The organism is Ensifer sp. ENS06 (assembly GCF_014852205.1).
Lineage (GTDB): Bacteria > Pseudomonadota > Alphaproteobacteria > Rhizobiales > Rhizobiaceae > Ensifer > Ensifer adhaerens.
This window is the reverse complement of record NZ_JACVBC010000010.1, coordinates 233,488-254,446: the sequence shown is the minus strand read 5'-3', so window position 1 is coordinate 254,446 and position 20,959 is coordinate 233,488. Positions and strand designations below refer to the sequence as shown.

The following is a 20,959-nucleotide window of genomic DNA, read 5'->3' as shown; positions in this document are numbered from 1 at the left end:
ACCATACTTCTCCATCTTTTGTCCATCAGTCGTCAAGAAGGGGACAATCCAGAAATCGCGCAGCGGCGTTCGCTCGCCGGCCTGAGAGCCTTTGTGAGATTTTCTGGCTTGATTTGCGTTGTTGAGTAAGATCATTCGCCCACAGTCTTTGCACCGTCTGTTGCGCCCATTGCTGATCACTTGCTGCGGCACCGCCCTCGTCGGCGCGGCTGCGTGGTCGCTTGTCGGCATGGCCGCGATCGGCAGTTCCTACGCGCATGGTTCCGGCCGCCTGCTGCCGAAGCCGCAGCTGCATTTCGCCGAGACGACCAAAGAGCGCGCCTGGGACAAGCACGCCAGAACCAACCAGGCGACGCGGCTCGTGGCCGCCGCCGCGGCGCAGCCCGTCAGGGTCGCAAGCCTCGCTCCCAGCGAGGCGAGGTTCGGGCACGATGCCCTGTTCCCGATAGATGCGGAAACGATCGGCAAGAGCGCCCGGATTGCAGCCGCGGTGAAAAAGGCTGTTCTCTCGTCCGAGAAAGTCGCGAGCAACCCCGTTCCCGCTACCCAGGTTCACCATCAGATCGCAACGGTAAAGCTCCCGGCGCCAGAACGCTTCGCGCCGGTGGCGTCTGTTGCCATTGCCAAGAACCCGGTCCAGCTCGCCTACGCCACCCCCTCACAGAGCCACGTGGAAGGCAGCGCCTTTTCGGCTCTGTTGACGGCGCCGTCCGAGGACGATCTCGCGGAACAACCGGACCAGGACCAGGCTGAAGACACGGCCGCCCTGCCGAGCCATGAGGACACGCCCTCGGTCGGTCCCATGCCGCAATTCCGCCCCCGCACCGCGCAAGCGGAAAAGCCGCCCGCCGAAGACGAAAAACCTGCGACCAAGCAGGCGGAAGACGCAGCGGTGAAAAAGGAAGAAGAGACAGCCAAGGCAGACGCGGACGAAGCGCCGAAGAAGCAGAAACTTGCCTATGCACGGCCGGAAGATCCGACCGAGAACAGTGCCGGCACCGGTTTCGGCCAGGCGTTGCGTAACATGTTTGGCGGCGGAGCGAAGGCCGGCAACGGCGTCGCCGTCTACGACATCACCGCTGCCAAGGTCTATATGCCTGACGGCAGTGTGCTCGAGGCGCATTCCGGTATCGGCAAGATGGCCGACAACCCGCGCTACGTCGACGTCAAAATGACCGGACCGACCCCGCCGCACACCTACAATCTCAGGATGCGCGAAACGCGTTTCCACGGGGTCGAGGCGATCCGCATGCTGCCGGTCGACGGAAGGAACAAGCACGGCCGCGACGGTTTCCTGACGCATAGCTACCTGCTGCGCGGCAAGCGCGCGGAATCCCATGGCTGCGTCGCCTTCGCCGACTATCCGCGTTTCCTGACCGCCTTCAAGCAGGGCAAGGTCAAGCAGATCGTCGTGGTGCCGAGCGGCGGACGCGCGGCCGGCATGCGCCTGGCACAGAACGGCCGGAACTCCTGAGCGGAGCCGGCCAACGGTTGGATCGCAGGCAGCGGACGGGTAAAGGTCTTTCGCTGACGAGGAACGGGCACTAAGATCCGGCGCTCGACAGGAGCCAGAACGAAGAGGACCGGGAGCCCGTCATGTGCCGAAACATCAAACCCCTGTTCAATTTCGAGCCGCCGGCGACGAACGCCGAGATCCATGACGCTGCGCTGCAGTTCGTGCGCAAGTTAAGCGGAACGAACAAGCCGTCCAAGCGGAACGAAGCGGCGTTCGATCACGCGGTCAATTCGATTGCGGCATGCGCGCAAGAACTGCTCGATGCGCTCGAGACGTCACAGCCCCCACGCAACCGGGAAGAAGAAGCAGCCAAGGCGCGCGCTCGGTCCGCCCTCCGCTTCGCCTGACGGCGGCAAGAGGCTGGCCGCGCGCTCAGCCTAAATCGCAAATACCGTTGCCCGGCGCAGCGTCACGTAACCGGTGTCGCCGGCCCTCACGATACGCTCCGGCTCCAGGTCCAACTCCAGCGGCACGCCACGCTCGGTCGTCGCGACCACCCGGCGGCCGCCAGGGCGATCCATCACCCGGCTGATATTGGCCGCGATACCCGGGCCTCCCGCCGCCCAGTCGAGATCGACCGGCCGGGCGTAAAGCTCGGCCTTGCCGTCGGCGATCCCTGCGGCATCGATGACCGCGCCATCGGCATAGGCCCGACCATCGCGCACCTCGGCGGGAAGCATGTTGGCATCGCCGAGGAACTTCATGACGAAGGCCGATTTCGGCTCGCGGCAGACCTCCTCCGGCGTCCCCTGTTGAACGATATGGCCATCCTTCAGGATCACCACGCGGTCGGCGAGATCGAGCGCCTCTTCCTGGTCGTGCGTGACGAAGAGCGTGGTGATGCCGAGCTCACTATGGATTTCGCGCAGCCAGCGTCGCAGCTCACGCCGGACATTGGCATCAAGCGCGCCGAAAGGCTCGTCCAGCAGCAGCACCTTTGGATCGACGGCAAGCGCGCGGGCAAGTGCGACGCGCTGGCGCTGACCGCCGGAGATCTGCGCCGGAAACCGTTCGCCGAGCCCTTCGAGGCGAACCAGGCGCAACAGTTCAGCGACCCGCGCATGGATGGCCGCCTTGTCGCGCTTGACCTTCGAGACCTCCATGCCGAAGGCGATGTTCTGCGCCACGGTCATATGCGGGAAAAGCGCGTAGTGCTGGAACACGAAGCCGACGCCGCGATCGCGCACCGGGATGTCGGTCGCATCCTGGTCGCCGAAATAGATGTGACCGCCATCGGCGAATTCGAGGCCGGCAACCATGCGCAATATCGTCGTCTTGCCAGAACCGGAGGGCCCAAGCAGCGCGACGAGCTCGCCGCTTTCGATCTCCAGGGAGACGTCCTTGACGGCACGGAAGGTTTGGAAAGTCTTGACGACGTGGTCAAGGCGGATCTTCATGATGCATTCTCCGCGGAATTGGCAACTGGGCGGACGCGGCCCGCCCCTTGGCGCTCCAGAGCGACCTTGGCGATGATGGTGAAGACGGCGATGAGCGCCAGAATGGACGCCGACGCAAAAGCGCCCGCCGCCTGATAGTCGTGATAGAGCAGCTCGATATGGAGCGGCAGGGTGTTGGTCTGGCCACGGATGTTACCAGAGACGACCGAAACCGCGCCGAACTCGCCCATCACGCGCGCATTACAAAGGACGACGCCGTAGAGCAGCGCCCACTTGATGTTGGGCAAGGTCACCGAAAAGAAGGTGCGGAAGCCGGAAGCGCCGAGGGAAACGGCCGCCTCTTCGAGATCGCGCCCCTGGGCCTGCATCAGCGGAATGAGCTCCCGGGCGACAAACGGCGCGGTGACGAACATCGAGGCGAGCACGATGCCTGGAATGGCAAACAGGATCTTGATGCCATAGGCATCAAGTGTCGGACCAAACAGGCCCTGCAGCCCGTAGACGAAGAGATAGGCAACACCCGCGACGATCGGTGAAACCGAGAACGGGATCTCGATCACCACCAGCAGGAAGCCCTTGCCGCGGAAATCGAATTTGGTGATCGCCCAGGCGGCGGCGACGCCGAAGGCGGTGTTGATGGGTACGGCGATCAGCGCCGCAAGCACGGTCAGCATGATCGCATGGCGCGTGTCGGGATGCAGGATCGTGTCGCGATAGACCTGCCAGCCTTTGGCAAAGGCTTCGACACCGATGATCAGCAGCGGCGCGAGAATGAGGAACGCGCCGATGATCAGCACGACGCCGATAAGGGCGCGGCGGAACACGGGGCCGTCACCGACCCGCGGCAGCGTGCGTACGGTCTTTTTGAAACTCATGGTCAAGACCTCCGCGTGTAGCGCAGCGCCCGCGCCTGCAGCCAGTTGGTTACCGCGAGCATGAGGAAGGCCGTGAGCAGCAGGACGGACGCGATCGCCGCCGCTGCCTGATAGTCGTATTCCTCAAGCCGGATGAAGATCAGCAGCGCGGTGATCTCGGTCGACATCGGCTGGTTGCCGGCGATGAAGATGATCGCGCCGAATTCGCCGAGCGAGCGGGCGAAGGACAAAGAGACGCCGGCGAGAAGCGCCGGTGTCAGTAGCGGCAGAATGACCTTGCGGAAGATCGCGAGGTCCGAGCCGCCAAGCGACTGGGCTGCCTCCTCCAGCGCCGGATCGAGATCCTCCAGTACCGGTTGCACCGTGCGCACGATGAAGGGCAGCGAGGTGAAGCACATGGCGATCATGATGCCGATAGGCGTATAGGCAACCTTGATGCCGTAGTTTTCGAGGATTGAGCCAAACACGCCGTTGGTCGTGAAAAGTGCGGTCAGCGAAATGCCGGCAACGGCCGTCGGCAAGGCAAAAGGCAGGTCGACCATGGCATCGACGATGCGGCGCCCCGGAAAGCGGTAGCGCACCAGCACCCAGGCGAGCGCCAGGCCGAAGAAGAGATTGAAGAGCGTCGCGCCAAGGGCGGCCGTCACGGTGACGCGATAGCTTGCGAGTGCCCGCGGCGACGAGACGATCTGCCAGTAGTCGAGAGGGCCGAGGCTTGCGGCCTTGAACACGAGGGCTGCCAGCGGCAAAACGACGATCAGGCTCACATAGAGCAGCGTCACCCCCAGCGACAGGCGTAACCCGGGCAGGACATTGCGTCTCAAGCGTTCACTTCCTTGTCATGTCATGGTGAAACCCGGCAGACGGTTCGTCTGCCGGGCTGACTGAATGCGAGTTTAAAGAGCGATCAGCGGCTGCCGTAGAGCTTGTCCAGAACGCCGCCCGAGGCGAAGTGCTCTGCCTGGATCTTGCTCCAGCCGCCAAAGACGTCATCGACATTGACGAGGCGAATGTCGGGGAACTGCGCCTTGAATTCGCCGGCAACCTTTTCGTTGCGGACGCGGTGGCCGAACTCGGCGGCGATGCGCTGGCCTTCCTCGGTATAGAGGAAATCGAGATAGGTCTTGGCGAGCGCCTGAGTGCCGTGCTTCTCGGCGACCTTGTCGACGACCGCGACCGGGAACTCGGCGAGCAGGCTGACCGACGGGATGACGGCCTCGACCTTGTCGGCGCCATACTGCTTGGCGATGCTGCGGGTCTCTGCCTCGAAGGTGATCAGGACGTCGCCGGTTTCGCGCTCGACGAAGGTGGTCGTCGAGGCGCGGCCGCCGGTGTCGAACACCGGAACGTTGTCGAAGATCTTGGTAATGTAGGCTTCGATCTTCGCCTCGTCGCCTTCATAGGCCTCCTTGGCCCAGGCATAGGCCGCCAGATAGGTGTAGCGCGCATTGCCCGACGTTTTCGGATTGGGGAAGACAGCGTGAACATCGTCACGGGCGAGATCGGACCAGTCCTTGATGTTCTTCGGGTTGCCCTTGCGCACCAGGAAGGACGGGAAGGAATAGAAAGGCGAGGCATTGTTCGGGAACGCCTTCGCCCAATCCTTGGAGACAAAGCCGTTCTTGGCCAGGAACTCGATATCGGTGGTCTGGTTGAAGGTGACGACGTCGGCTTCCAGGCCTTCGAGGATCGAGCGGGCCTGCTTCGACGTGCCGGCATGCGACTGGTCGATGGTCACGCCCGGATGCTGCTTGATGAAGGCCTCGTTCTCGGCAACGAAGAGCTCGCGGGAAACGTCGTAGGAGGCGTTGAGAAGCTTCGTCGGCTCCTGTGCCAGCGCAGGGGTCACAAAGTGCGCGACAAGGGTGGCGCCGAGAATGAGGAGGCGTTTCATGCGGTTCTCCGGTGTTGATGCTGACCCAGAACCTATCGGCAGGCGTGTGGGAGCGCGAGGGAACGCGGACCCTGGTTGTGCCAAGCCTTAGAAATTTCGTCTCGTTTCCGCTCAGTTTCGCGGAGTTTTTGCCTCAGCTTTCCCAAGGCAACCAATAGCTTACAGTCAGGGCTTATTCAGCACGCGCCACACGTCGATATGGTCGGCTCGTTGACGATAGAACACGAGGTATGGGTACCTCTTCAGACCGACACTTCGCCAATGAGGGAGCGCCAGTTCGTAGGCAAAGCGCAACGAACCGGATTCCGGACGCGCAACAATCAACGCATAGGCAGCCTGAAACGCGTCGCCAAAAGCGTGAGCGACGTCAGCCCCAGCCTACGTTGCATAACACTCGATCGCCGCCTCGACGTCGCTGCTGGCCGGTTGACGCGAAATGACCGGCTTGTTGCTCACTTGGCCGATCGACCACGAACCCGGTCACGCAAATCGGCGAAGTAGCCAGCGTCGGTCGGGTCGGCTTGTGCGGAAGAGGCACCATCGAGCAATAGCCGACGCAGATTGAGCCAGTCCTGATCCCGGCGGATCAACTCCCGGATAGACTCGCTGCTCGTACCATAACCTCGCCGGGCGACCTGCTCGTCGACGAGGCTTTTGAGAGAGTCCGGGAGGGAAATGTTCATGGTGTTCATGGGTGGCAGAATAGCGCATTCGGCAAAAACTGGCATGAATGGTGATCTTTAACACCAGAGCCGATCGCCTTACGCGGGGAACCTCTCGGCCGCAGCAATATGACAATCGGGGACTAGATACATCCTTGGCGCTTTGACTAGATAGGCGTTCAAGGCAGGGTTGGCGATTCGATGACGATATACTTCAAGGCAGGAATTTCCGATGAAATGGCGCTCGGGATGATCGAGCGTTGTTTCTCCAATGCGAACGACTATGACGGCTATCTCGACATTTTTGCCGACTACACCGAAAAGACCGTCTCGTGGAGCAAGGGCAGATCCGTCGAGGAGTTCAAGGACCAGATCACCGAGGCGCTGCGCGCGGCCTGGGAAGCTTCGCCCTTCTGGCAGGTCTATGAGCGCCGCGAAGAGCGGGACGACGCCGGCACCAACGAAATTCGAAGGGCAGCGATCGCCCTGACCCGCACCTATGGCGGCGTGGTCGTGATCACGCTCAGCCTGCTTGGAAGGCGCAGCAGCGCAAATGACCTCGAGCTGGTGTTCGTCTGCTTCCAGGAAGATGCGCAACGCCGGAATTTCCGCGTGCGTTATGACGGGAAGTTCATTCCGTCCTTGAACGCCTGACGCCCACCCCGGCGCTATGGAGACGAAGGGCGATGACAACCGAATATGATGCCGATGACGCCTTCGCCCTGATCGTTGCAAGTTTCCGCAAGGTGACCGGCAAGGAGCTGGTCGACCATCCGTTCGACGGCCGCTGGCTTTACGAGAACGCACCCTTTGCGCTTTTGGCGCACGACCGGTCGGAGGCCCCGCGTTTCTTCTACGCGAACAAAACTGCCCAGGCCTGCTTCGGCTACAGTTGGCAGGAGTTCATCGGCATGCCGTCGCGCCTCTCGGCCGAGGCGCCGAACCGTGAGGAACGGCAGCGTCTTTTAGACAGTGTCTCCACCAAGGGCTTCATCGACAACTATCGTGGGCTTCGGATCGCAAAATCCGGACGCCGTTTCTGGATCGAGAACGCCATCGTGTGGCAGTTGGTGCGCGCCAACGGCGAACATGCCGGCCAGGCCGCCATGTTCCATAGCTGGAAGGATCTGTGAGCGCGCCGTCCAAGGCGGAGGTCGCGCCCTGCCAGCTTCTTCTCAATTCAACAACCGGACGAGCGCCAGAGCGACGCCGGGTGACAGCGTGATGATCACCAGCCTGATGAGGTCGGCGATCACGAATGGCATCACGCCACGATAGGTCTCAACGATCGGAACGTCGGTCGCCAGCTTGTTGATGATAAACACGTTGAGGCCGATCGGCGGGGCGGAAAGGCCGATGCCGACGACGATGAGCACGAGAATGCCGAACCAGATGGCAACGTCCTCGGTCGGCATGCCCAAGTCCAGCGTCAGGATGATCGGAATGAAGACCGGCAACGTCAGCAGGATCATCGCCAGTTCATCCATGACGGCGCCGAGCACCAAATAGGTGACGAGCATTCCGCAAATGACGACATAGGGCGGTAGACCCGACTGTCCGACCATTGAGGCCAGCGTCGCCGGCATCTGCGTCAGCGCCAGAAACGCGCCAAAGACCTCGGCGCCGAGCAGGATCAGGAAGATCATCCCGCTCGTTTCAGCCGTCTGCAGCAGGGCGTTTTTCAGGGCGCCAAGGCTCAGGGTCCGTTGCAGCAGCCCCACCAGCAGCGTTACGGCGGCACCCACCGCGGCACCTTCCGTCGGTGTGAACACTTCGCCATAGATGCCGCCGACCACCGTGACGGCAACCGCCGCCGCGGGCACGATCGCAAAGTCCGCAGCCAGCAGCAGCAGGCCGAATATCGCCAGCAATACGCCCCCTACCGTCCCGAGCGAGCCGAGCAGCCAGCCGATCGCGCCACCGGCAAAGATGATCAGCCCTACGGGCCTCGCCCAGAAAGGACGGGGGGTTCGAACCGCCTCGGTCGCCGTGACCGGCGGCGCGAGATCGGGTTTGCGCCGGACGACGACGGCGATCGCGATCAGATAGAAGGCGGCCGCCAGCAGCCCCGGCACCAGGGCGGCCTGAAACAGCTTGGCGATGTTCTGCTCGGCGGTGATCGCATAGATCACCAGGATGACGGATGGGGGAATGAGGATGCCGAGCGTGCCACCAGCGGCAATCGTCCCGGTGCCAAGACCGACATCGACGCGCGCCCGGCGCAGTTCCGGCAGGGCCGCACGCCCGAAGGTCGCCGTGGTTGCGACCGACGAGCCGCAGATCGCGCCGAATCCGGTGCAGGCGGCGATGACCGCCATTGGCATTCCGCCCTTGAACCGTCCGAAGCCTCGCTCGGCGACGCGAAAGAGCGTTGCGGCGATGCCCGATTGCTCGGCAAGCGCGCCCATCAGGATGAAGAGCGGTATGACCGAAAGCGTGTAGCTGGCAAACTGGCTGTAGGTGTTGGTCTGCAGATAGTAGACCAGCGCATGCGGGCCAGAGAGATAGGCATAACCGGCAGCGCCCACCGCAAGCATGGCAAGGGCGATCGGCATCCGGATGGCAATCAAGAGCAGCATGGCTGCGAATCCGACGAAGGCAATGGCAAAACCGCTCATCGGCCGCCTCCGATTTTCAAGAGGGAAACGGAAACTCCGATGATGGCTGCGAGCGCCGCCAGCGCCGCACAGGTCAGATAGACTGGCCAGATCGGCCAGGGCAGCTGGATCAGCGTCGTCCCGTATCCCCTCGCCTCCAGGCCACCGGTAAACAGACCCCAGGCAAAAAACGCCAGGCAGCCGGCCAAAAGCAGGTCCCAAAGGCCGTCGATGACCCGCGTGACGCGTGCGGGGAGAGCCAACGTGAAGGTATCGACGGCAATATGGCCGTTGCGGGCCTGTGTGTATGCGAGAAAGGAGAAGGCGGCGACGCCGACCGCCACCTCCACCAGCTCGTAGTCGGCCGGCACCGGCCGATTGAACAGCCATCGGCCCAGCACGCTGACGGTGACCAAACCCGCCGCAAGGCAAAGAAGCGTGCCGCCGATCAGTGCCAAACCGGCCGCGAGGCGTTCGACTTCCCTGCGGCGCGGCACCCTCACCGCGTCCTCGTATCCTACGTCTTCCATTGTTGAGGCCTCGAGCTGTTGGTTCATGCAGCGGCGCGTTCAGGCGCCACGTTCAGGCGAGTACGGCCGGCAGTGCGCTCAGGCGCTCGAATATTTCTGCACAAGCGCCTGCGCCGTGGCGATCAGCGCCTTGCCGTCGAGGTCCTTGGCCTTCATGTCCTCGATCCACTTGTCGTGGACGGGTCTGGTTGCCTCCACCCACTTCGCCTTTTCGTCCTCGCTGATCGTGCTGATTGTTCCTTCTCCGGATGTCTCGATTGCCGCGCGCACTTCGGCACCGACGCTGTCCCACATCTCGCCGGCCTTCTTGGCGAAGGCCATGCCGCTGTTGGCGTCCAGCACGGCCTTGAGGTCGGCCGGCAACCCGTCGTACTTGCCCTTGTTCATCGCCAGGAAGAAAGTTGCGGTATAGAGCGTCGGCGAGCCCGGGATTTCGGTATGGAACTTGGTGAGCTCGTTCACCTTGATCGAGGGAACCACTTCCCACGGGAGCACGCAGCCGTCGATCGACCGCTGGGCCAGTGCTTCGGGCACCTGCGGAATGGGCATGCCGACCGGCGTCGCCCCCAGTGCCGCCAGCGCCTCACCGGCAAGGCGCGTCGGATTGCGAAGCTTCAGCCCGGCGAGGTCCGCTCCGGTCTTCACTTCCTTATTGGTGTGGATCAGGCCCTGATCATGCGCCCAGAAGCACAAGAGCTGGGTATCGCCAGTTTCCTTCAGTACGTGCGTCTGGCCATATTCCTGGCAGGCTTGCGCGTTGACGGTCGCCTCCTTGGCGGCGACGAATGGCAGTTCGAACACTTCCGTGGACGGGAAACGTCCGGGCGTGTTGCCGGGCAAGGTCCAGACGATATCGACGACGCCGTTCGACGCCTGATCGTAGAGCTGCGGCGGCTTTCCGCCGAGTTGCATGGCTGGGAAGATGTCGACCTTCAGCGCACCGCCGCTTTGTTCTGCCAGCAATTTCGCCCATGGCGTCAACAGCCGCTGATGAACGTTGGATGCCGGCGGCAGGAAATGGTGCAGCTTCAGCGTGACTGTTTCCTGGGCGCGCGCCGCACCGATTTTCAGAACGAAGGGCGCTGCAAGCAGAGCGCCGCCGGTCTTCATCAAATTCCGTCTGCTCAGTTTCATAGGTTCCTCCCTGTCGACCCCACATTCACGCGCGGCGAACATCGCATGCACGCACCTGATCCTTCACGGCCATCCGGCGGGCAGATCTCCCTGGTCGCTTGAAACTTCCCTTTGCTCCTCATCGGAAAGCTTCAATCCATTAACATGTTAAGTTTAGTTTGAACCGACTGTCAAGCGACGGCATCGGGCGACAAAACGGCATGGCGGATCACCCGGACACGTCCTCGTGAACGGGCCCGCTCGAGCCTTCCCGTAAGGATTTAAACCAGTAACGCGCCAGGAGATGGGATCAGAGCGTGAGCGTCTGCACAGTCCCCGCATATTCGCAGTCGAGCTTCCAATCGGCGCCATCCTGCCGGACGTGGAGAAAAGTCGCACCGTCGCCGGGAGCCGGCCGGGTCGCGTCGACGATGCAGTGATAGCGCTTGGCCTTGTAGTCGAACTCGAACGTCTCCTGCTCGACGATATCCTCGTCGATCCCGTTTGCAAAAGGATAAGGCGCATACATTGCCGCGGTGTGGATCGAATGCACGGTCGTGATCGGCGTGCCGTCCATTTCCGTCAGAAGCGCCGTTGCAATGCAGCCCCGGTGTTCATCACCGGAGAGGAGCACGACATGCTTGATCTTTCCGGCGGCGATGGCGCCGAGAACATCACGCAGACTGTTCGGATAGCCATCCCAGCCATCGGAACGCAGCGCACTCAGGTTGTCCGGGATGAGGCTCGCATCGCGCTGGATCGCCCGGCGATGACGCGGGAGAAACATCGATGGCGACGCTATGAACTTCGGGCCATTTTTTAAAAGCCACGTCTCCAGGTCGCTCATCGTCTCGCCGACGCCCGTCTTGAACAGGGTCGCATTGGCAAGCCCGGCGCCGATCTTGCGGTGCGTCCTTTCGCTGCGCGTGTCGAGCAGGAAGAAATGGAAGCCCTCGTAGTCGAACGTCTTCAGCTTGGGATCCACTCCACGCTGGTATTTCTCGAAGGCCGCGAAACCCTCCTTCTTCAGCTTGGCATTCGTATCGATATCGTTCGGAGAGGCGAGCGGCTCCCAGTTGTCGTCGATCTCATGGTCGTCGAGCAGCATGAACGATGGTATGCGGCGCAGGACCTCGCGCACGCTGCGTTCCTGCAACCAAGCTTCGTAAGGGAGGCGATACCTGTCATCGCTCGCGGCCGGATCGTAGAGCCCTGCGGTCGGATCCACATAGACCTGATCGCCGACGAGGAGCGCGAACTTCGGCTGGATACCCACCCCCGCCCCTATTCTGTCAGCGACCTCGGCATAGGAGCGATAGGCAACCTTCCTGTCGATGAACCCGGCCGGGTACTGGCACGAAGCCAGGATGAAGCTGGTGCCGGCGGGCGAAGGCTGAACAGGAGGAGCGAGCGGGGAATCGTAGGGGATAACGCCGTCCATCATTGCCCGGTCCTGCTCGACCAGATTTTCCAGAACCGACGCTCCCATAAGGAAGTTGAGGTTCATCGAGGAACTTGCAGGCGTCGCCGTCTGCGGAGCGGCGCCGACCGTCAGGTTGGTCGTCGGGGTCGTGTCCTTGTAGACGAGGCGGTTCGGCGAAAATTTCACAGCCTTGCCCGGATTGATGTCGGGCTGCGGCGCATCCATCATCCGCGAGGCGGCCTGCGAGATCCGCTCGAAACGCTGATAGGGAAGTACCTCCAGCACCCTCTCCGGGTTCTCGTTCGACTCGCGAAGCAGCGCCCGATAGACGACGCCATTCTTGGCGAGCGCGTAGTATGTCTCCTCAATGAACGGCGGCAGAAGCTTGTCTTCCGCGTAGGCAAGCAAGACGAGCAACGCGTTTCCCGGGAAGTTCGGATCATACCCCGGCATTGATGTTGGGAGCGGCGCCTTGAACGCATCCCAGTGGTTGTCGCGCAACGCCGGGGACCAGTAGACCATCATGTGGCTGACGATGTAAGGCAGATCCCAGGGCTGGCCATCCGGGCGCTGGATGTCGTCGCCGTTTACCAGCACGCGCAGCATGATCACGCCCTCGGTCTGGCGGATCGACGGCAGCGTGCCAAGGCGAATGGTCAGCTCGCCGTTCTCCTCGGTAATGATCGGCCCGATCCAGGGCGGGTAGGCCGTCATCTCGGTGTCTGCGGCCGCAGGCTGGCGTTGGATGTTCTGGTCGAGGAAAGCTTCGATCTTCTGCAAGGTCGCATGCCGGGTCGTCCCGATAAGGGCGTCCTGGTGACCGGCGCCAGGGTTGAGATAGGGTTCCAGGTAGACACGACCTGCATCGTCGAAGACGCGGCGCATGCGGTCGACGGTGGCAGGATCCGTGAGACCGTTGCCCGATCCATGGACGCTGAAGGTGGGGAACTTCCACTTATCCTGCAGGACTTCTCGTGACACCAGTCGGTTTTGCCCCCGGAAGTCGGTGAGCATGGCATTACGCACGAAATGCACCGTCGTGGAGACCGTATTGAGGCTGAGCGCGCCGAAATGCTCGTTGATGAAGCGCAGCATTTCAGGCTCCATGTTGGCGACGTTGAAGTCGCGTCCGTAGAGCGCGTCCATCCGGTGCCGGGTTCTTGTCCACGGCGTCCGCTTCCATGGCCAGATCGGATTTTCCACGTCGAACTCCTCGACCGGGTAAGGAAGCGTCGAAAGCACGCGGTCCCAAAGGTCATCGGCGAGCGTCGGCTTATCCGGATTGAAGCTGTAGCTGTCGGGCAGGAAGCCGAGAAGGTAACGCACCGCATAGGCGCGGAAGATGTTGGCAGGCGTAAAGACCACCAGCGGACCGACCTGCGTGAAGGCCACCCGGTCGACGAGGTCCTGGATCTTACCCTCCAGTGTGGCGATGCTGAAAACCATCGTGCCCATGCAATGGGCGATGACGTCGAGTTTCGGCACACCGGTCTGTGTGGCGATCGTCCGCAACACCAAGGGCACGTCTTCCTTGCCGATTTCGTCGAAGCTCCAGGCCGCACTTGCGGTCGGGTGCGCCGGGCTGGTTCTGAGGTCGGCGATCCAGACATCACGCCCCGTCTTCCAGAAATGGCTGGCGAAGTTGGGATTGACGGCGTGGTGGGCAAAGGTCGTCCCGCCGGCGCTGTATCCGTGGATCATCACCAGCGGCCGCTTCGTCGTGCCCGGATAGGGATAGCGGGTTAGCAGTACTTTCCCGACAACCGGCGGGCCGCCGAGTTGAGGCTTGCTCGTTCCGACGACGAGCGTCTGTCGTTGCGCCGCGACCGTGCCGCCGCCCTTGATCTTCAACTGCGCCGGCGGGCGGAAATCCACCGCGTCGTTTGCCGGGTCCTTGTCTTTATCGGGTGCACGGAAACTCCAGATATGCATTCCCAAAAGCAGCCGGAGAAAATACCCGAGGAAAGTCAGGAGCGCTCCGATCGCGGCGACGCCGTCGCGCTGTTCCGTGATGCGCACGAGCGGCACGCCGATGCGGGCGAGATAGTCGAGGTCGAGCGTCAGCACGCGCCCGCCGGACGCTGCCTGCAACCCCGGAAATTGCTCCAGCGCGACTTCCATGAGCTGACGCCAGGGATTGGAACGCCGATCATAGGTGAAGCGCTTGGTGCCGACGATACGATCGCCCGCAAGCGAGATGCCACCGGTGATCGGGTCCGGCGCGCCGACCTTCAGATCATAGACGAAGGCGCGGATCTCGCCGGACCGGCTGGCGATGGCAAGACCTGAGCGGACGCGCTCGAAAAAGCCGGGCCCACCGTCGCCGTCGACGATCGCCTGATAGCTGTCGCGCAGGCCTCGGTTGAGCACCCATGCCTTGCCGGCACGCCAGATCCTGCCGCCGACCCACGTCGACTGGCGCTCGAGGACCCGCAGGCTGCCGGTCAGGGGCGCCGTAAAGACGGCGATCGCCTGGAGCTTCTGCTCCTTCAGGCCGGCGGGCGCCCATGTCTGATGGAGATTGTCCCACTGATCCGCCGGAAAAATTCGGATCATGCTACGGGCCAACGGCACGGAGGCGTCGGTCGCGACCTCAAGGGTTCCATCGCCACCATTGCTTGGCGCCAAATCGGCCAGCGCCTTCGGCTCGAAACGCAGTGTGAGCTCGACAACTCGCGTTTCAGAGGTCGTACCGGGCGCTGAAAACCTGACCCGGCCGGCAAGGCGCTCGATGATCTCGGCATCGGTATCAGGGGCAGATGCAGCGGCATCGGTTTCACGAAACACCGGGCGGGCCAAAGCTAGGCCGGGCGCAGCAGGGGCTGGGGCGACATAATTCCAGGCGGCCGCGAGTGTCTCCGAGGCGCGCAGGGCCACTGCCGCTATGGTGAGCGCCGGATTGGTGCCAAGCGCCGTCGGGATAATCGAGCCGTCGAGGACCACGAGGCCATTATGGAAGTCGTTCGGAAGCTCCGATTTGAAAACACGCCCCAGATGATCGACGACGCCCGTCGCGCCGGTGTTGCCCATCACGCAGCCACCGAGCGGATGCACGGTCGTGAGCGGACCGCGCTTGTTTTGCAGCAGCCAGTTCAGGCTGGCCGGCAGGAGCTTCCAGACGGGATTGGCGATGACGCGCCCGCCCGTATTCTTCGCCAGCCGCGCCAGCGCCTCAACCTCGGTGTCGAAGATCGGCAGGGACGGCAGATCGTCCCAGCGCATCCGCGCCGTGCCGTCATCGCTGTCGGAAGCCGTTTCATCCAGTTCCATACGACCGGCGGCGCCGTCATCGGCCATGACGGCATAGACGGCGGAATGTTCGATCCTGCCGGTCGGCGCCACATAGGCGTCGTCGTCCGGAAAGCCCCGCGTATGCGTCGACCAGTCGAACCGGTCGAGCCCGTGAAGCGTGTTGAGCGTTGCAAAGATCTCGGTGAAGGCGAGGCGCAAGCCAGCTGGAACGGAGAGTTCCTCGATCAGAACACCTGTCGTTTTTCGAAGATCGAGCACGCCGGTGATGGTGGGTCCGATCGCACGCTTGGAGGGCTGCACGGCCTCGTCCGAGACGGTATTGACCGGATTTGACGTGGCATAATCGGTCACCAGCATGTCGCCATTGGTCGAGCAATGGTTGCCGAAATGCACGGAGAGGCTGAGGCCTTTGGCCTGTGAGCGCTTCAGGATTTCGAACGAGCCGAGCGTGCCCGCCGCCAGCACGACCTTGCCTGCGCGCACCTGCAGCACGTCGCCGTCGCGTGCGCGCAGGGCCGCGTCGGTGTAGACGCAATCGACGATCCAGTTGCCGCCGTCCGGCTTGACGCTGAGCACGGTCGCGCCGCTGAAGATCTCTGCCTCGTTGCGCAGCGCCGTCACGAGCAGGTTGACGTCGAGCGAGTTCTTTGCGCCGAAATTGCAGCCCGTCGCGCAGTCGCCGCAGCGCACGCATTTATTGAGCCTGACATTTCCCGAGCTCACCGTGTCGGTCATCGCGACCGTAATCGCTGCCTCGCGAAAACCCGTCGACGCGATGCTGCGGAAGGACTTGTGTTTCTGGGGAATGCCGTCGGGATGTTTCGAGATGCTGTTCGGGACGCCGTTTGCGGTGCCGCCCAGAAGCTCGCCCGCACGATCATAATACTGCCGCCAGGTCGTCAGGTCCTTGAGGTCGTCGGGCCAGCGCGTGTGAAACACGCTCTCGTCGGGAACTTCCATGACGCCGGCATTGATCAGCGAACCGCCGCCGACGCCGTTTGCGACCACCGTGACGACCTCCGGGCCGATCCGCACGTCGACCAGCCCTTCCTTGTTGCGATCGCGGCGGATATGGCGAGGCAGTTCGGCAAGACCTGTTGGAAACGCGCCCGGCAGATACTCCTTGCCCCGCTCGAGCACCCCGACCTTGATCGGAGCGCCTCTCTTCGTGCGGCCGGCCATGGTGGCGGCAGCGATTGCGCCGCCATAGCCACTGCCGACGACCAGAACATCAAAGTGGAGCGCCGCCGGCGTCTTCCGAACCCGGTCGACCAGCCTTTCGAAACCCTGGGAAATCCACGCGGTGTGCGAGGTGTTGTCGAAGTCAATGCTGGCCATGGCCGCCTCCGGGACGTCGGTCTCGGGCACGGTGCGGGTATCCGTAGCTCCAATCGGACATAACGCTCTCCATAAGATGCGTCTGACGCCTGAACTCGGTGTGCGAGCCGCGATGGCTCATGTCTTTCGGTGATCCCCAACAGGGGGCATCGACATCCGGGAAGAATGCAAAAATCCGAAACGTGTGCGGTTTCCGCCAAAGCCGATCGATCGAAGTCGGCTAGCCCTCTTAGCGATTGCTAAATAATATGCGAGAGTCAGCAAATCGGCGAGGGATAAATGCACTTCTGCGCGAAGATGGCCCCTGTTTCGCGCATTTCGTGATCAATCACCGCGCGAAGGAAACATGGAGACGATCGCAAAATCGCTCGAAGGGTTTTTGCCGCTGAACTTGCTTGGCCGGCTTCACGGCTCTCACGGAGAGCGGCCGTCGGCGGTAGAGTTTCCGGCCGCCGTGATCTTTGTCGACGTCTCGCGCTACACGGCCCTCGTCGAGCAACTGGCGCGGCGCGGCAAGGAAGGGCTGGTGCAGATCCCGAAGCTGCTCGGTATTTCCTACGCGCGCTGCGCCGACCATGTCTGCGACCGGGGCGGCGAAGTCCTCCTCTTTGCGGGTGACTCGCTTCTGGCCTATTGGCCCGCCGACGAAACGGGTCTGGCGCGCGCGGTCAAGAGTGCGGCCGAGTGCGCCGAAGCGATCTGCAAGGAGAGCCGCAAGCAGCGAAATCCGGGTGCAGGCGAAATCGGACCTACCCTACATATCGGCATCGGCGCCGGGCAGCTCTGGGCGGCCGCCATCGGCGGCCAGCCGGTCTGGAACCTTGTGGCTGGGGGCGATGCCGTCGTTCAGGCCGCAAGTGCGCAGACACTTGCCCATCGCTGGGAAGTCGTTCTGTCACCAGAGGCGGCAAATGCCCTGACCGATGGCGAGGTAAATGCGCGCGCGCCCGCCGCTGCTCCAGCGCATCCGCACATCGCGCACGAATGGCTCGTCGCATTCCTGCCGATGCAGCTTCAGGAGTTGCTTGGCCCCTCGCCGACGATGATGGGCATCGAACCCGCATCCCCCAACGCCTTAGCCGAAGGCAATGTCCATCGCGATGCACGGCTGGACACGCTTGCGGAGATCAGACCAGTGTCCGTCATTTTCGTCCGAATAATCGGTCTGCAACATCAAGATGCCCAAGCGCTCGTCCGACACCAGAACCTCTGCGCAACGCTTCAGGCGATTTCGCACCGCTACGGCGGTCCTCCGGGCGAACTCCTCTTCGACGACAAGGGGCTCGTTTACCTCTGCGCTTTCGGGACACGCGGGACGTTTCACCGCGACGACCCGGCCCGCGCCGTGGATGCCGCCCGCGCCATCGGTCGCCATATCACGGAGATGGGGCTTGCCGTCTCGGTCGGCGTGGCGACGGGCGAGGCCCTGTTTCGAGTCGTCGGCAGCACGCGCCGCAGACAGCTGATGGTTCTCGGCACGCCGGTCAATCGCGCCGCGCGCCTCGTCACGACCGTCTCCAATGATGTGCTGTGCGATGCGCCGACCGAAAGGGCAAGCCGGGCGTCCTTCGATTTCGAGCAACGCGGAACCGTCCAGCTGGCGGGACTTGGCGACGTGGCGCCGGTCTTTCGGCCTCTTGAGCCGAAGTCGCGGGCCCTGTCTGCGGCAACGCTGATTGGCCGAGAGCGGGAACTCGCTTTCCTGCAGCATGCTTTCGAGGAGACGCGCGGCGGTTCGAGCCGTCTTGTCGTCATCCTGGGCGAACCCGGCATCGGCAAGAGCAGGCTGGCTGCCACCTTTACCGACAATCTTCACGCCGCGGGAGTGGCGATTGCCGTGACGCTCGCCGAACGGGACGACCGGCGAAGCTCGCTTCTGGCCTGGCGACGCGTTCTTGAAACGCTTTTGGGATTGCCCGCCGAAAGCGATGGCCTCGTCCTGCTCGAAAGCATTACCGCGCGCATCCGCACGGCGCCGTGGATCGCAGACCGCCTGCCCCTTCTTAACGACCTGCTGGCGATCGAGATCGAGCAGAACGAGGGAACGCGCCACCTGGAAGGTGCCCACCGCGCCGATGCGACCATGCGCCTCCTCGGCGATATCCTCGGCGTCTTGGCGCCACGGCCGTTCGCCCTCGTACTCGAAGACAGCCAGTGGCTGGATTCCGCCTCCTGGCGGCTGGTCGAATGGGTGCTCGGTTCTGTGCCTTCGCTGCTGCTCGTGCTCTGCGTGCGCTCCGAAGAGGTGCCTGAGGATCTGAAGCAATTGCGACGACGGGTCGAGGCGGCAGGCGAAGCCGGGACCGAGACAGAGGAGCCGGCCCGGCGCTACCGCATCCTCGAACTCGAAGAGCTCGACGACGGCACTGTTTGCGAACTCGTTTCGCGCACTCTTGGCGAGGTTCCGCCACAACAGGAACTCGCGCGCAGGGTCGCCGCCCTTGCCGGAGGCAATCCCTTCTTTGCCGAGGAGATCGCGCTGACGCTGAAGAGCGAAGGCTTGATCGCCGTGCGCGATGGCCTCTGGCGCTCGATCCGCCCCCTTGAGGACCTCCAGTATTTCGAGGGAGTCGAGCGCGTCATCCGAGAGCGAGTGGATCGCCTCGACTCGACATCGCAGGACGTGATCAAAGCGGCGGCCGTCATAGGACGCTCGTTCACCTTTGCCGAGCTGGAGGCATTGCTGAACGAAGAGCTGAATGCGGAAGGGCTCGGCTCCGCCGTCGAAAGGCTGGTCGATGCCCATCTGGTGCGCCGGCTCGGCCAAGCCGGAAGCTACGAATTCCGTCACGACCAGACGCGCGATGTGGTCTACGGATCGATGCCGGGCGACCTGCGCAGCCGCCTCCACGCATCGCTCGCCCACTGGCTGGAGCGCAGCCGCGTTGAAGCAATGGGTGGAGATCTAGCGGTTCTCGTTCAGCATTTCGAGGCGGCGGACAACAAGGAGAAGGTCGTGAAATACGCGGACCTGGCGGCCGCGAGGGCTTTGCAGGTCGGCGCCTTCCGCGAGGTCGAGTTCTTTCTCGGCATTTGCATGGCGCACGAGCCGAAGCCGCAGGACTGGACGCCCGAACAGCGACTGCAGGCGGTTCGCTGGCGGCGCAAACTTGCCGAAGCGCACTACAGTCGCGGCGACATTCACGCGCAGGGCATTGCCGTCAGGAATGCGCTGAAAGCGGCCGGCCAACCGGTTCCCGTCTCTTCGTCTGCGACGCTAGTACGGCTTGCCGCTCGCAGCTTGCGGCTTGCGGCGCAGCAGATGCTGCCGGAAACAGCGAAGCTTGCCCGCCGCGAGGACCGGCTGTCCTGGGAGAGGGAAATGGCGCGGTGCCTGAACCAGGCAGCGCTGGTTGACTACTTCGAGCTGCGCTTCACCCGTGGAATGTGCAATCTCGTTGGCGCGGTGGCGCGCGCCGAACGGACCGGACGGACGATCGAAATGGCCGTCGCCGCCTCGCAGCTCGGCTGCGGCTTCGGGATGATGGGCTGGCGCTCCGGATGCCGCTATTTCATGGAAAGGGCGGAGCGGATCGCGACCGAGCTTTCAGACACCGCGATCCATGCGCATGTCTGCAATCTCGACGCGCTCTGGCAGCTCGGGCGCGGAGAATGGGCGGGGGTGGACGCAAGGCTGGAACAGGGCCAGCAGTTCTGCCTTCGAGCCGGCGACCAATTGCGGTGGTGCAATGCCCAGGGCATGCGCTTCTGGTCGCTCTATTACCGTGGCGAGCAGGCCGCGCTCGAACCAACGGCGACCGCCCTGCTCTCGCGCGCGCAGAATGCCGGCAATATCCAGCAGGAAATCTGGGCGTTGCGGTGCAAGGCGTTGTGCGTGCTTCACACGGATCAGCCGCGCGAGGCCGTCGACATTCTCCGGCTGATCGGCTCAGCGATGCTCGGGTCGGTCGATCTGGCCGCGCAGATCTCGGCGAAGGGTGCGCTGGCGCTGGCGCTCGCGCGCACTGGGCGGCATGCGGAGAGTGTCCAGGCGGCCGCCGAAACCTTGCAACTGGTCAAATTGATGCGCCGGCCTTCGTCCCACAGCACTTTGGTCGGCATCTCCGGCGCCGCCGAGGTTTTCCTGCGGGGCCGCGAGGCCGGCCTCGCACACGCTTACGACGAATGGCCGCGCTGGGAGGCCCAAGCGCTACGCGAACTCAAACGTTATGCCCGAGCCTTTCCGATCGGCGTGCCTCAACTCGCGCTGTGGTCGGGCGTATCGCTCTGGCTGGAGGGCAAGGAGGCCGGCGCAATGTCGGTGTGGAAGGATGGCATGGCGGCCGCGCAACACCTCAGTCTTCGGCGCGACCAGGCCATGATCGCCGCCGAGCTGCGTCGCAGGCGGGACCGGCTTTAGGG

General features: G+C 63.2%; 14 protein-coding genes and 1 pseudogene. 5 read left to right on the top strand and 10 right to left on the bottom strand.

Going from position 1 to position 20,959, the window contains the following annotated elements; translation table 11 throughout:
• Positions 1-121: 121 nt before the first annotated feature.
• Both IB279_RS27840 and IB279_RS27835 read left to right on the top strand, forming a co-directional pair.
• Positions 122-1,474 carry a DUF2778 domain-containing protein gene (locus IB279_RS27840; RefSeq protein ID WP_246802156.1) on the top strand — a complete coding sequence of 451 codons (1,353 nt, stop codon included), beginning with the start codon at positions 122-124 and terminating at the stop codon, positions 1,472-1,474.
• Positions 1,475-1,596: 122 nt separating this feature from the next.
• Entirely contained in the window at positions 1,597-1,863 is a 267-nt protein-coding gene (locus IB279_RS27835) for a DUF2277 domain-containing protein (RefSeq protein WP_113504503.1), read from the top strand.
• Between the two features lie 30 nt (positions 1,864-1,893).
• On the opposite strand, the gene IB279_RS27830 is transcribed toward IB279_RS27835, so the two are convergent.
• The 6 genes and pseudogenes from IB279_RS27830 to IB279_RS27805 all read right to left on the bottom strand — a co-directional run bounded on the left by IB279_RS27830 (position 1,894) and on the right by IB279_RS27805 (position 6,410).
• On the bottom strand, positions 1,894-2,913 hold the full coding sequence (locus IB279_RS27830; protein WP_113504502.1) for a sulfate/molybdate ABC transporter ATP-binding protein: 1,020 nt from the start codon (positions 2,911-2,913) through the stop codon (positions 1,894-1,896).
• On the bottom strand, positions 2,910-3,788 hold the full coding sequence (gene cysW / locus IB279_RS27825) for a sulfate ABC transporter permease subunit CysW (protein WP_112975618.1): 879 nt from the start codon (positions 3,786-3,788) through the stop codon (positions 2,910-2,912). The genes IB279_RS27830 and cysW overlap by 4 nt, the downstream gene beginning before the upstream one ends.
• Positions 3,789-3,790: 2 nt before the next feature.
• A complete protein-coding gene (cysT, locus tag IB279_RS27820; protein WP_060581413.1) occupies positions 3,791-4,612 on the bottom strand; it encodes a sulfate ABC transporter permease subunit CysT in 822 nt (273 codons plus the stop codon).
• Between the two features lie 83 nt (positions 4,613-4,695).
• On the bottom strand, positions 4,696-5,682 hold the full coding sequence (gene cysP / locus IB279_RS27815; protein WP_034798159.1) for a thiosulfate ABC transporter substrate-binding protein CysP: 987 nt from the start codon (positions 5,680-5,682) through the stop codon (positions 4,696-4,698).
• Positions 5,683-5,847: 165 nt separating this feature from the next.
• Positions 5,848-6,138 (bottom strand): annotated as a pseudogene (locus IB279_RS37440) (type II toxin-antitoxin system RelE/ParE family toxin).
• Positions 6,135-6,410: a type II toxin-antitoxin system ParD family antitoxin gene (locus IB279_RS27805; RefSeq protein WP_162765850.1), complete on the bottom strand. Its 276-nt coding sequence runs from the start codon at positions 6,408-6,410 to the stop codon at positions 6,135-6,137. The pseudogene IB279_RS37440 and the gene IB279_RS27805 overlap by 4 nt, the downstream one beginning before the upstream one ends.
• A gap of 135 nt (positions 6,411-6,545) precedes the next feature.
• Here IB279_RS27805 and IB279_RS27800 point away from each other — a divergent pair, with 135 nt between their 5' ends.
• Complete coding sequence (locus IB279_RS27800; RefSeq protein WP_113504500.1) at positions 6,546-6,998, top strand: hypothetical protein; 453 nt, start codon at positions 6,546-6,548, stop codon at positions 6,996-6,998.
• A 32-nt stretch (positions 6,999-7,030) separates the two neighbouring features.
• A complete protein-coding gene (locus tag IB279_RS27795; protein ID WP_090300727.1) occupies positions 7,031-7,477 on the top strand; it encodes an MEKHLA domain-containing protein in 447 nt (148 codons plus the stop codon).
• A gap of 42 nt (positions 7,478-7,519) precedes the next feature.
• Here the strand turns inward: IB279_RS27795 and IB279_RS27790 are convergent, their stop codons facing one another.
• The 4 genes from IB279_RS27790 to IB279_RS27775 all read right to left on the bottom strand — a co-directional run bounded on the left by IB279_RS27790 (position 7,520) and on the right by IB279_RS27775 (position 16,597).
• Positions 7,520-8,962, bottom strand: coding sequence for a TRAP transporter large permease (locus IB279_RS27790; RefSeq protein ID WP_034798150.1), 1,443 nt, complete (start codon positions 8,960-8,962; stop codon positions 7,520-7,522).
• Positions 8,959-9,471 (bottom strand): TRAP transporter small permease, encoded by a 513-nt coding sequence (locus IB279_RS27785; protein ID WP_060607804.1) that lies wholly within the window; start codon positions 9,469-9,471, stop codon positions 8,959-8,961. The genes IB279_RS27790 and IB279_RS27785 overlap by 4 nt, the downstream gene beginning before the upstream one ends.
• 78 nt (positions 9,472-9,549) lie before the next feature.
• Positions 9,550-10,605, bottom strand: coding sequence for a TRAP transporter substrate-binding protein (locus IB279_RS27780; protein WP_034798149.1), 1,056 nt, complete (start codon positions 10,603-10,605; stop codon positions 9,550-9,552).
• A gap of 289 nt (positions 10,606-10,894) precedes the next feature.
• Positions 10,895-16,597 (bottom strand): alpha/beta fold hydrolase, encoded by a 5,703-nt coding sequence (locus IB279_RS27775; protein ID WP_192340069.1) that lies wholly within the window; start codon positions 16,595-16,597, stop codon positions 10,895-10,897.
• Positions 16,598-16,943: 346 nt separating this feature from the next.
• On the opposite strand from IB279_RS27775, the gene IB279_RS27770 reads away from it, so the two are divergent.
• Positions 16,944-20,957 carry an AAA family ATPase gene (locus tag IB279_RS27770; protein WP_192340066.1) on the top strand — a complete coding sequence of 1,338 codons (4,014 nt, stop codon included), beginning with the start codon at positions 16,944-16,946 and terminating at the stop codon, positions 20,955-20,957.
• Positions 20,958-20,959 lie beyond the last annotated feature (2 nt).

Excerpts from the sequence above, each read along its gene's own strand:
- IB279_RS27835 (WP_113504503.1), top strand. The coding sequence starts at position 1,597 with ATGTGCCGAAACATCAAACCCCTGTTCAATTTCGAGCCGCCGGCGACG.
- IB279_RS27830 (WP_113504502.1), bottom strand. The coding sequence starts at position 2,913 with ATGAAGATCCGCCTTGACCACGTCGTCAAGACTTTCCAAACCTTCCGT.
- cysW (WP_112975618.1), bottom strand. The coding sequence starts at position 3,788 with ATGAGTTTCAAAAAGACCGTACGCACGCTGCCGCGGGTCGGTGACGGC.
- cysP (WP_034798159.1), bottom strand. The coding sequence starts at position 5,682 with ATGAAACGCCTCCTCATTCTCGGCGCCACCCTTGTCGCGCACTTTGTG.
- IB279_RS27805 (WP_162765850.1), bottom strand. The coding sequence starts at position 6,410 with ATGCCAGTTTTTGCCGAATGCGCTATTCTGCCACCCATGAACACCATG.
- IB279_RS27800 (WP_113504500.1), top strand. The coding sequence starts at position 6,546 with ATGACGATATACTTCAAGGCAGGAATTTCCGATGAAATGGCGCTCGGG.
- IB279_RS27795 (WP_090300727.1), top strand. The coding sequence starts at position 7,031 with ATGACAACCGAATATGATGCCGATGACGCCTTCGCCCTGATCGTTGCA.
- IB279_RS27790 (WP_034798150.1), bottom strand. The coding sequence starts at position 8,962 with ATGAGCGGTTTTGCCATTGCCTTCGTCGGATTCGCAGCCATGCTGCTC.
- IB279_RS27785 (WP_060607804.1), bottom strand. The coding sequence starts at position 9,471 with ATGGAAGACGTAGGATACGAGGACGCGGTGAGGGTGCCGCGCCGCAGG.
- IB279_RS27780 (WP_034798149.1), bottom strand. The coding sequence starts at position 10,605 with ATGAAACTGAGCAGACGGAATTTGATGAAGACCGGCGGCGCTCTGCTT.
- IB279_RS27775 (WP_192340069.1), bottom strand. The coding sequence starts at position 16,597 with ATGGCCAGCATTGACTTCGACAACACCTCGCACACCGCGTGGATTTCC.
- IB279_RS27770 (WP_192340066.1), top strand. The coding sequence starts at position 16,944 with ATGGAGACGATCGCAAAATCGCTCGAAGGGTTTTTGCCGCTGAACTTG.